This window comes from Bacillus sp. CR71, from assembly GCF_003429245.1.
In the GTDB taxonomy this organism is placed as follows: Bacteria; Bacillota; Bacilli; order Bacillales; family Bacillaceae_G; genus Bacillus_A; species Bacillus_A thuringiensis_S.
This window is the reverse complement of the sequence record NZ_CP031748.1, coordinates 1,534,870-1,546,666: the sequence shown is the minus strand read 5'-3', so window position 1 is coordinate 1,546,666 and position 11,797 is coordinate 1,534,870. Positions and strand designations below refer to the sequence as shown.

The following is an 11,797-nucleotide window of genomic DNA, read 5'->3' as shown; positions in this document are numbered from 1 at the left end:
ACAAATGAAAGGGATTTTATGTCATATCACTCATTTTGCTGTTCCTACTCCATTTAAAACATACTTTGTAATAACTGCATATACAACGACTGTACCTGCTACTAATGCATATACCATACTTACGCACCAACCTTTTTTGATAATGATTATCACTTTTGAATACAGTTTATCATTAAAGAGAATCATTATCAACACTTTTCATAAAGAAAGCCCCTTATAGGAAGGAGCTTTACTGCCTGTTTTGAAGAAGGTTAAAACTTGTTGTGCACTCTTATTATATCTCATAATACGCATCTTAACAGTTTTAAAAATTGGAAATTACCTATATACCCTCTTCTTTACATTTTGTATAATAAAAGGGAATTACTTAACAAGGAGGAAAATAATGACACAAAACATTTCACAAGGCGAGAGGATACATTCCATCGATATTATTAGAGGAATAGCTGTATTAGGTATTTTTCTTGTTAACTGGCCAATTATTGCCGGGGTTGACTCACGTGATATTACAGGAATTTACGAAGGGATAGACAGCTATATTCGCCTATTTTACGATATGTTTATTCAAACGAAATTTTATACAATTTTTTCGTTTTTATTCGGATTAGGTTTTTATATTTTTATGAATCGTGCTGAGGCGAAGACCGATCGTCCAAAAACTTTGTTTGTTCGCCGCTTACTTATCTTATTATTATTTGGGTTCTTACATTACGTTCTTTTATGGGACGGTGACATTTTACATACTTATGCAATTACCGGGTTTTTCTTATTTTTATTTTACAAAAGAAAGACACGTACTATTTTAATATGGTCAATTGTACTATTAAGTTTCATGCAATTGTTCACATTATTAGGTTCTCTTGTCATGTTATTAGTGCCGGTAGATGAACTAGGCCTTTCCATAGCCATTATGCCGTTAGAAAACTGGGGCTTACAAATTACAGACAGATTCTATTCTTTCTATTCTGAAGCAATAAGTAACAGTCTTATTATGCTTCCTGAAACACTAGGATTGTTTTTACTCGGATTATATGCCGGTAAAAAAGACATTTTCCGCCGTGCTAAGGAATTAGATCCAAAACTTAAAAAATGGCAAATCATTATGTTCATTTTAACATTACCGATGTGGTTTATTATGGTTTACTTCTTTATGAACAATCAACCATACACACCATTTTCACTTATGGGTATTACGATGATAAGCGGAAAGACATTGTTCATCTTCTACATTGTCACGTTAATGCGTTTATTACAAAAAGAAAAATGGCAAACAGTATTACGTCCATTCCAATACGTTGGACGAATGGCGTTAACGAATTACATCTCACATACAATTGTTACATTACTTGTATTTGGGCTACTATTCAAAAATGATTATCTTGCTCCATTATGGGTTGGACCACTATTCTGCGTCGGTTTCTACACGTTACAAATCTTTATTAGCCGCTGGTGGCTTTCACATTACCAATACGGGCCACTTGAGTACATTTGGCGTCTTGGTACTTACGGGAAAATGATGCCACTTAAAAAGAAAAGCAAGGTCTCATAACGAGACCTTGCTTTTTTACGCTTCTCTTACTGCACTTTGCATAGACACCGGCTCTTCTTTTACTTTCACTTTGCGCTGCGGCACCATATTAAATACGATATTTAACAATACTGCTGATGCACTTCCAAGTACAATTCCGTTATCTGTTAAAATACGAATGCTTTCTGGAAGTTGTGAGAATAATGTAGGAACGACTGTTACGCCAAGCCCAATTCCAACAGAACATGCAACGATTAATAAGTTTTCTTGTCTTCCAAAGTCAACGCTACTTAACATTTTAATACCATATGCCATAACCATACCAAACATTGCGAGCATAGCACCGCCAAGTACTGACTTCGGAATAATTGTTGTGATAGCTGCAATTTTCGGAATAAACCCAAGAGCGATTAACATACCACCGCAAGTATAAATAATAACGCGATTTCTTACTCCAGTTAATTGAACAAGTCCTACGTTTTGAGAGTATGTTGTATATGGGAACGCGTTAAAAATACCACCTAACACCATCGCTAATCCTTCTGCACGATACCCTTTTGTTAATTCTTTTTCACCGATTTTTTTATTGCAAATATCAGATAATGCAAAGTATACACCTGTTGCTTCTACAATCCCTACACAAGCAACGAGAATCATTGTAATAATTGGTGTTAATTCAAATGTTGGTGTACCGAAGTAAAATGGCTGAATACCATGGAACCAATCCGCCTCTCCAACTGCTTGCAAGCTTACTTTCCCCATAAATGCTGCAACGATAGTACCGAACAACAAACCTAATAGAATAGAAATTGAACGGATAAACCCATCAAAGAAACGATACATAATGATGATAAATAATAACACTCCAAATGCTAACGCTAAGTTTTCAAGACTTCCGAAATCTTTGCTTCCTACTCCACCAGCCATATCATTAATAGCGGCTGGAACAAGTGTAACTCCAATTACTGTAACGACAGACCCTGTTACAACTGGTGGAAACAGTTTTACAAGCTTTCCAAATAATTTCGCAAAAATAACAACGAATAACCCGGCAGCAATAATTGCCCCATAGATAGAAGACACACCGTATTGTTTTCCAATTGCAATCATCGGCCCAACCGCTGTAAATGTACAACCAAGTACAACTGGGAGTCCAATACCGAAAAAGCGATTTGATAATGCTTGTAAAATTGTCGCAACGCCGCACATTAATAAATCAATTGAGACTAAGTATGTTAACTCTTTTTGATTTAAACCAAGTCCGCCGCCTACAATAAGCGGTACGATAATTGCGCCAGCATACATAGCAAGCATATGCTGCATACCAAGCGATGCAATTTTAAATGGATGCTGCTTCATTGCTTATTTCACCTCCGCAGTTTCATGCTGTACAAATGTAACTGTGCCGTTATCAAGTGATGCAATTTCTGCTAGTGATTCAACACGAACGCCTTGTTCACGAAGCTTCTTTCCTCCATCTTGAAATGCTTTTTCAATAACAATTCCAATTCCTGCAATACTCGCTCCAGCTTGCTCTACTAAACTCATTAAACCTAAAGCAGCCTGACCGTTTGCTAAAAAGTCATCGATGATTAATACACGATCATTTTCATCGATATGATTGCGAGATAATGAAATTTCATTCGTTTCTTGTTTCGTAAATGAGTATACGTTTGCAACGTACATATTATCTTGTAACGTTAACGATTTACGTTTTCTTGCAAAGATTACTTTTACACCAAGCTCTAATGCAGCCATAACTGCTGGTGCGATGCCTGAAGATTCAATCGTTACGATTTTTGTAATGTTCTCTTCTTTAAAACGTTTAGCAAATTCTTTTCCAATCTCTTGCATAAGTACTGGGTCAATTTGATGATTTAAAAATGCATCTACCTTTAATACGTCACCAGATAAAACCTTTCCTTCGTTCAAAATCTTTTCTTGTAATACTTTCATGTTTGTTCCCCCTCTTATGCAATAAAAAACTCCAAAAGCCGCCACCACTCGTTACAAGTGAGAGACGCGCTTTTGGAGTTTCGCAAAAAAGAATGCTAAACAAGCAATATATTCGTCCTCACTCATAGTCAAAGTATTTACGGTACTTCGGTAGAAACTTGCAGGCCATATCCCCGCGATTATATGAGTGTAGCTAACTATTTATTTTATAGATGGATTATAACGCACTTTTTATACTTTGAAAAGTATTTATTAACAAAACACGTACAAATTTTATAAAAACATCATTTTCGTTCGAGTTTTGTAAACTCTTACATATTATTTCAAAGCGTCGTTAAAACAAGTGGCCCATCTTTTGTAATTGCAATTGTATGCTCATATTGCGCTGATAATTTCCCGTCCATCGTTCTTGCAGCCCATCCATTTAAATCTACTTTCGAATATCGCATACCTACATTTACAATTGGCTCAATTGTAATTACCATTCCTTCTTGCAACTCAGGCCCTTGTCCTTGTTTCCCAAAATGAAAAATTGCTGGTTCTTCATGGATCTCTTTACCTATTCCATGTCCCGTAAAGTCTCTTGCGACAGAAAAACCTTCATTTGCTACGTAACTCTCAATTGCATACCCAATGTCCCCTACATGATTACCGATTACCGCCTGATCAATCCCTTTATACAATGCATTCTCAGCTACTACCATTAACCTTTCCGCTTCCTCAGAAACATTTCCAACTCTATACGTCCAAGCAGAATCTGAAAGACCACCATTTAAGTTTACTACCATGTCAATTGTTACAATATCTCCTTCATTTAAAGGAACATCGGCCGGAAACCCATGACACATTTCATCGTTTACAGATGCACATATCGCATATGGATACCCATTGTAACCTTTCTGTTCAGATGTGGCACCATGCTGTTTTAAATACATTTCAACAAACGTATCAATCTCTTGTGTCTTTATACCTGGCTTTATCATTTTCGCAATTTCTTTATGACATGAAGCAAGTAATTTTCCAGATTCATGCATCAAATCTATTTCATTTTTCGTTTTAATTGTAATCATACTACCTCTACCTTTCCTTGCTAAACCTACTATTTACTACTAAAATTCTATCATACACATCTTCTTCCACAATTTCCAATTACAAAAGCAAATATCCTTTATCTCTATTTTCCGAATATAAATTTTTAGTTAATTCGATTTTTAAGATGTTATATCTAGTATTTTTTATTGATATTTACTTATAAACAAAGTATAGTGTTACCATACTATTAAAAGGAGGATTATTAAAGATGATGCACGCAGGAAGACTACGTCAGCAAACTTTGAACAATAAGTAACTTAATATGTTCAAAGGCTCTGTTTTCATAAAGCAGAGTAAACGGGATTAGTCTGCACATTTTTAATAATCTTCAACGGAAGAGTACACTTTCCACATGAAGAAAGGCAGATATACGTCTGTCTTTTTTTCGTATATTTTTTCATACAAAGAGAGGCGTTTATTCATTATATCCTCGTTTACTCTTAACCACAGACAGAAGCTCGTCTGTGGTTTTTTTATGATTACATTTCCTTATATCTCGCTACTTTAATCATATTGATGTAGTTAGAAACAATTAGTAACAGAAAACATTAAAATTAGAATAAACATTTGGAGGAAATGGGAATGAATACACTTAAAGTTAAACAATTAGCAAATAAGGAAGGACTAAATATATTAGAAGATTCAATAGTAATTAATGAATCTGGCGTTGACTTTCAAGTAGCACACGTTAAAGAACAAAACGGAGATAAATGGATACTAAGAATTCCTCGTAGACCAGAATCTATGAGACATGTCCAACGAGAAAAAAAAGCATTAGAACTTATGAAAAAACATGTAGAATTCCAAGTTCCTGATTGGTCTATATTCTCTGAGGAACTAATCGCTTATAAACAACTAAGTGGCGTTCCTGCCGCTACTATCGATATAGAACGACAAGAATATATATGGAACTTTAATGAAAAGAATGCACCAACTGAATACAATATTTCATTAGGAAAAGTTCTAGCGAATTTACACTCATTACCTCAGCAAAAATTTAATAATATAGGTGTTGAAATTCTTACTGCTAATGAATTAAGAACTTCTATGAAACAAAGGATGAATCGAGTGAAGGAACAATACCACATCAACCAAAACTTATGGGATCGTTGGCAAGCATGGCTAGCTGAAGACTCTTTTTGGCCATCTCATGTAGGAGTAAAGCACGGGGATATACATCCAGGTCATATCCTGATTGATAAGAAAAATAATGTAACTGGCTTAATCGATTGGACAGAAGTAGGGATAGCTGATGTATCTATCGATTTCGCTTCCCATTATCTGCTCTTTGGGAAAGATGGACTAACAAAGTTAATTAATTCTTATGACAATTCTGGCGGTAAAACTTGGTCAAGAATGGATGAACATATTATCGAACTTCTAACAACAAGTAGTATCACTGTTGCTGAATACGCTCAAGTATCAGGTTTGAAAGACATGCATGAAATAGCTGTACACATGCTATCAACTGAAAGTTAATGAAGTTGCAAAAAACAGAAGAACCCTCTTCTGTTTTTTGTTATTTTCCACATATATAATTCATTTTCAAAAACTCAAAACAACTACCGTTTGTTTTTTGTATAAACGTCCCAACTGCTTCAAACCCTGCCCTTTTATATACTTTAATAGCTCTCTCATTAAATTTCACTACTGATAGTGTTATATAATTGCACCCATATTTTTCTTCACTAAAAGCTAGTCCCGCATTCACGAACTGTAAACCAAATCCATTGCCAGTTATATCAGGTCTCATTCCAAGTCCTATATCAACCGTTCCATTATTCATTTTACAAACAGTAAAAAAACCAATGAGAGTGCCATTTTCCTTTACAGAAAATGTATGATTCCCTCTACTCTCATCATGTAAAAACTCATCTAAATCTTCTTCATCTGCCGCTATATCATAAAAAGAATATTTCCCTTCATAGTGCCAGTTATATGCAATCTCTTCCGCTTCTTCTTGCGTCATTACTGTATATGTATAAAGCATTCTTTTATCCCCCTTAAAAAAAGAGCTGCAATTAAGCAGCTCTTTTTTATAACTCATAAATTTCTTTATACTTCGCTTCTAAATAATCTGCTAAGTAGTTTGCATTTAATCCTTCGCCTGTCACATCTTCTAAAATTTCAAGTGGCTTTTTCGTTTTACCGTATTGGTGAATATTTTCTGTTAACCATTCACGAATTGGTGTTACGTTTCCTTCTTCTAATAATGCGTCAAAGTTCGGAATGTCTTTTAACATTCTTTGCTTAAACTGTGCTGCATACATGTAACCAAGCGCATAAGATGGGAAGTATCCAAATGAACCACCAGCCCAGTGAACATCTTGCAATACACCTTGTGCATTATTTTCCGGACGAATGCCTAAATATGCTTCCATCTTATCATTCCAAGCTGCTGGTAAGTCCTTCACTTGTAATGTACCATCAAATAATTCTTTCTCAAGCTCATAACGAACCATAACATGAAGCGGGTATGTAAGCTCATCTGCTTCTATACGAATGAATGACGGTTTCGATTCGTTAATTGCATCATAAAACTCATCGACTGACATATCATCAAATTGACCATTGCTATACTCTTTTAATAAATCATAATTCTTCTTCCAGAATGATTTATTACGGCCGATAAAGTTCTCAAAGAATAATGATTGTGATTCGTGAATACCCATAGATGTACCACTGCAAAGTGGTGTACCTTCAAATTGTTCTGCAATATTTTGTTCATATACTGCATGACCACATTCATGAATTGTTCCAAAAACAGCCATACGAAAATCTTTTTCATCATAGCGTGTCGTAATACGAACATCCCCTCTATTTAATGTAATTTCGAAAGGATGTACTGTTTCATCAAGACGACCTGCTTCAAAGTCATAATTCAATTGCTTCAATAATTCTAATGTAAAGTTCTTTTGTTTTTCTTTTGAAAATCGTTCCGATAAAGCACTTGTTTTTAATCCTTTTTTAGACTCAGAGATTTCTTTTACAAGCGGTACGATGCGCTCACGAAGTTGACCAAATACGTGATCTAAAACTTCCACTGTAATACCTGGCTCATACATATCTAATAATGTATTGTATTTATATGTTTCATAACCCCAATATGTAATAAATTTCTTTTTAAATTCCACAATTTTTTCTAAGTATGGGCGGAACATTTCGAAATCAGATTTTTCGCGAGCTTCTTCCCACACACTCTCCGCTTTCGCTTCTAATTTCACATAAGCCTCATATTCAACTTGTGGAATTTTTTTATTTCTATCATATTCTTTCCGGCACTCTTCAACCATTTTCTTCGTCGTTTCAGAAAGTTTATCTTCGCGTATTAAAGCTTCAAGCTCTGTTAAATAGTTTCTCATCTCATCTGAAGTCGACATAGCAAACACTTCTGACGAAAGCATACCAATTACTTCAGAACGCTGATCCACACCTTTTTTTGGTGCACCTGTTCTTAAATCCCAAAACATTAAACTTAATGCTTCTCCATAATTCTGTATCTTCTTCACGTATGTTAAAAATTGTTTTTCTACTTCATATGTAGCAACTGTCATCGTATAAAAGCCTCCTTTTTCTACCTCAAACTTAATTCGACACGGAAACATAAATTCCTTTTATAATAGAAAAAAGCTTGGCAAGCGCCAAGCTTTTTCCTTATAATTCTTTACCTTCTACTGGCAGTACATTTTTCACAGCTGCAACTACTTTCTCATCTTCTGAATCAGATAAGAAGATTGATATAGCACCTTTATCGTCGCTCGTACGAATTAAACGTCCAATCCCTTGACGAAGTCGTAAAATCATATACGGTACATCTACCTCCCAGAATGGATCATTTACGTGCTTACGTTTCGCTTCAAACACAGGATCGTTTGGAGGGAATGGTAATGACCAAATGATAACATGTGATAATGATGAACCTGGAATATCTAAACCTTCCCATAAATGAACGGCACAAAGTACAGTCTCTTCTTCATTTTGGAAACGAGAAACGAGCTGACTAATTTCCTGATCTCCTTCATATAGGAACGGAACTGACATTTGTTCTTTACTTACATATTCTTTAAACGCTGCAAGTTCTTGTGTTGTACGGAATAATACAAGCGTACGTCCATTTGTTTTTTGTATATTTTCAAGTGTATATTGACACTTTCTTTCCCATTCATTTTCTTTCGTATGCGATAGTAAGTTTACCGCCATTTGCTCCTCATAATCAAACGGTGAGGCAACTGAGAATGATAAGTAATCTTTTACCCCTAGACTATTTGCTGTAAATGCGAATGAATCGTTGTTCGATAATGTCGCAGAAGAGAAAATATACGGGATTTTCTTCGAGAATACTTTCTCTTGTAACACCTCTTCAACTGCACGCGGCATAATAACTAACGTGAAGGCACCATCACCTTCTTCACCCCATGTAATTACATTTTTCTCGTGCATAAACAGACGAAGTGAATGTTCTAACACATCTAAATGCTCATCAACGATATTTAAGTCATACGTGTTTACTGTATGCATTTCACTTTCAAATACTAATGCATCACCGACTTCACCAATTTTTGCATAAAGTCGCTTCGCTTCAGCTGTTACTTTTTCTGTCACAGTAATTTCTAAACGATCAGAACCGGCAATTTCCTTTTTATTCTCTTGTAACACATCAAAGAATCGCTCTGTTTGCCAAATTGTTTCTTCTACTAAATGTGCAAACTCCTCGCGAATATCGTTTTGCAACAATCTCGTTAAAAGTTGCTCCATCATCGTTTGCTTTAAACGGTATGTTAAAGCTTTTTGAGCTGCATATTCTACAAGATGTCCTTCATCGAATACAACGCAGCTACTTTCTGGTAATAATGGAATTTGCCCTTCACGCTTACGAGCATCGTACGTCCAAATATGATCCATATAGAAATCTTGAGAACAAATAATTAAATCTGCTGCTTTACGATAATGTTCACGAGAAAGAGTTTGTCCACAGCGATGACGAGAATCACAAGTAAAGCAATCTTGGAAGTAATCCCAATTTACTTTTGACCATTCTTCGTCATTTAAAAGTGGAAATTCTTTTCTGTCACCATAGTGAGTAAAGTTTTGCATCGTACCATGATCAAATACAAACTGTGGTAACTCATAATATACGTCTTCAATTACTTCTGGAGCTCGTCCACTTATAACATCTTCAAGTTTACGTAAGCATAAATAATTATCCATTGATTTTGCAAGCCTTACATCAACAGAGAGCCCTAATGCTTCAGATAACTTAGCAATGTCCCCTTCTTCTTTCACAAGTTGCTCAATTAACGTTTCATCTGCACAAGCAATAATAGCTGGTTTCCCAGTATAACGCGCGTAACAAATTGCATATAGAAGATATACAATTGTTTTCCCTGTTCCTACACCCGCTTCTGCGAACATAACTTTCTTTTCTTGGAAAGCGCGTTCTAACTGAAACGCCATAAAAATTTGTTCATCACGCTCTTCAAAGCCTTTTTCCGGAAGGATGTCGTAAAATACATCTCCAATCCACTCATTCAACTTATCATAAAAATTATCTTGTTTTCCTACTTCAAATGGTAATCTCTTCTCAGTAAACATCCTTAGCCTCCAACCAAAAAGTTTTTCTATAAAAAGATAATAGCAACTGCTACGCATATGTATGCATTTGCTTTCCCCTGTTGCCATACATAGAAATTCACGAAAAAAAATTTTCCTTTCGAAAAAGGAAAATTTTCTTCTATATTAATGACTTTAAATACCGTTTATCAATCGCTGTTTCATGTGAAAGAGCTGACAAATATTCTTCTTGTGCTTTTTGTATTTCATCTACAATCGCACCTTGACTATCCACTTCTTTTCCGAGCTCATCATACGTACGGTGAATAGCTTTTTGAATCATTGATAATTGGAAACTATCCATATCACTTCCTCCTTTACGCATTACATAATAGCCAGTATATGCGCGCTGGAGGAGTTTTATACTATGAATTACGCGGTGGACGTTTTCCGAAGTATTGGTAGTAATCTGTACGGATAAATCCGTTAAACAGTTTACGCTTCTTCGACGCATCTTTTCCGTAACACTTCTCAAATGCTTCGTAGCTTGTTAATACATACGCTGACCATGTATCTAACGGACGGAATACTTGTCCCATTTCTTTATACAGTTGTTCAACGAGTGCTTTTTCACTTAAACGTTCTCCGTATGGAGGATTCGTTACAACGTAGCCATAATCCTCTTTTGTTGTGAAATCTTTTACCTGCATTTGTTTAAATGTAATTAAATCACCTAAACCTACTTCTTCTGCGTTATCTTGAGCAACTCGAATCATACGATGATCAATATCTGATCCTATGATTTGTAATCGTTGATCATAGTTCGCTAAATCTTCAGCTTCTTGACGCGCTTCACGCCAGTTTTGTTTACCTACCCAGCCCCACTCATCTGATGCGAAACCACGGTTAAATCCTGGCGCAATGTTTTGCCCAATTAATGCCGCTTCAATCGGAATTGTACCTGATCCACAGAATGGATCAACAAATGGACGATCTGGCTTCCAGTTTGTTAATTTAATTAAAGACGCAGCTAATGTTTCTTTTAACGGAGCTTCCCCTTGATCCATACGGTATCCACGTTTATGAAGTCCAACACCACTCGCATCAATTGTTAATGTTGCAATATCCTTGAGCATTGCAATCTCGATACGGAATAACGGACCATCTTCTTCAAACCAAGTTGTACGTTTATATGTTGTTTTTAATTTTTCAACGACAGCCTTTTTAACAATACGTTGGCAATCCGAAACACTGAATAATTCAGATTTTAAAGATTTACCGATAACAGGGAACTCGCCATTCTCTGGAATATAATCTCCCCAGTTTAATGCTTTCGTTTTTTCAAATAGCTCATCAAATGTTGTTGCTTTAAATTCGCCAACTTTAATTTTTACACGATCCGCAGTACGTAACCATAAATTCGTGCGACAAATCGCCTTTTCATCTGCTTCAAATGTTACTTTGCTGTTTTCTACTTGACATTCATAACCAAGATCGCGAACTTCTCGGGCAACTAACGCTTCAATACCCATTGCCGCTGTTGCAATTAAAGTAACTTTTCCCATTTGCATTCACCTCTTATGTATATTCAAACAATAATTAATAGCAATTGTTCCTATTAATCATTACATTTTACGAAAAATTTTCTCATTAACCATTTTAACTCATACT

The 11,797-nt window shown here is 35.6% G+C and carries 11 protein-coding genes and 1 riboswitch; of the genes, 2 read left to right on the top strand and 9 right to left on the bottom strand.

Annotated elements, in window-relative coordinates:
* Nucleotides 1–30 precede the first annotated feature (30 nt).
* Nucleotides 31–195 carry a hypothetical protein gene (locus DOS87_RS08060; RefSeq protein ID WP_153587184.1) on the bottom strand — a complete coding sequence of 55 codons (165 nt, stop codon included), beginning with the start codon at nt 193–195 and terminating at the stop codon, nt 31–33.
* A gap of 190 nt (nt 196–385) precedes the next feature.
* Between DOS87_RS08060 and DOS87_RS08055 the strand changes: the two genes are divergently transcribed.
* A complete protein-coding gene (locus tag DOS87_RS08055; protein WP_000193087.1) occupies nt 386–1,549 on the top strand; it encodes a DUF418 domain-containing protein in 1,164 nt (387 codons plus the stop codon).
* Nucleotides 1,550–1,564: 15 nt separating this feature from the next.
* Here the strand turns inward: DOS87_RS08055 and pbuX are convergent, their stop codons facing one another.
* The 3 genes from pbuX to DOS87_RS08040 form a co-directional block, all read right to left on the bottom strand.
* Nucleotides 1,565–2,887: a xanthine permease PbuX gene (gene pbuX / locus DOS87_RS08050; protein WP_000809215.1), complete on the bottom strand. Its 1,323-nt coding sequence runs from the start codon at nt 2,885–2,887 to the stop codon at nt 1,565–1,567.
* Between the two features lie 3 nt (nt 2,888–2,890).
* Complete coding sequence (locus DOS87_RS08045; RefSeq protein ID WP_000866482.1) at nt 2,891–3,484, bottom strand: xanthine phosphoribosyltransferase; 594 nt, start codon at nt 3,482–3,484, stop codon at nt 2,891–2,893.
* Nucleotides 3,485–3,589: 105 nt separating this feature from the next.
* Nucleotides 3,590–3,691: riboswitch (purine riboswitch) on the bottom strand.
* A 116-nt stretch (nt 3,692–3,807) separates the two neighbouring features.
* Nucleotides 3,808–4,554 carry a type I methionyl aminopeptidase gene (locus tag DOS87_RS08040; protein WP_000628413.1) on the bottom strand — a complete coding sequence of 249 codons (747 nt, stop codon included), beginning with the start codon at nt 4,552–4,554 and terminating at the stop codon, nt 3,808–3,810.
* 604 nt (nt 4,555–5,158) lie between these two features.
* Here DOS87_RS08040 and mphL point away from each other — a divergent pair.
* Nucleotides 5,159–6,055, top strand: coding sequence for a macrolide 2'-phosphotransferase MphL (gene mphL, locus DOS87_RS08035; protein ID WP_001094261.1), 897 nt, complete (start codon nt 5,159–5,161; stop codon nt 6,053–6,055).
* Nucleotides 6,056–6,095: 40 nt separating this feature from the next.
* Here the strand turns inward: mphL and DOS87_RS08030 are convergent, their stop codons facing one another.
* From DOS87_RS08030 to DOS87_RS08010, 5 genes are all read right to left on the bottom strand, one after another.
* Nucleotides 6,096–6,566, bottom strand: a complete 471-nt coding sequence (locus DOS87_RS08030) for a GNAT family N-acetyltransferase (RefSeq protein WP_000967501.1) — start codon at nt 6,564–6,566, stop codon at nt 6,096–6,098.
* A 46-nt stretch (nt 6,567–6,612) separates the two neighbouring features.
* Nucleotides 6,613–8,130 (bottom strand): carboxypeptidase, encoded by a 1,518-nt coding sequence (gene ypwA, locus DOS87_RS08025; protein ID WP_000215105.1) that lies wholly within the window; start codon nt 8,128–8,130, stop codon nt 6,613–6,615.
* Nucleotides 8,131–8,230: 100 nt separating this feature from the next.
* The gene (locus DOS87_RS08020; RefSeq protein ID WP_208730235.1) at nt 8,231–10,168 is read right to left on the bottom strand and encodes an ATP-dependent DNA helicase; all 1,938 of its coding nucleotides are present in this window, start codon (nt 10,166–10,168) and stop codon (nt 8,231–8,233) included.
* 139 nt (nt 10,169–10,307) lie between these two features.
* Nucleotides 10,308–10,490 (bottom strand): DUF3921 domain-containing protein, encoded by a 183-nt coding sequence (locus tag DOS87_RS08015; protein ID WP_000376895.1) that lies wholly within the window; start codon nt 10,488–10,490, stop codon nt 10,308–10,310.
* A 61-nt stretch (nt 10,491–10,551) separates the two neighbouring features.
* The gene (locus DOS87_RS08010; protein ID WP_000521224.1) at nt 10,552–11,691 is read right to left on the bottom strand and encodes a THUMP domain-containing class I SAM-dependent RNA methyltransferase; all 1,140 of its coding nucleotides are present in this window, start codon (nt 11,689–11,691) and stop codon (nt 10,552–10,554) included.
* Between the last annotated feature and the right edge of the window lie 106 nt (nt 11,692–11,797).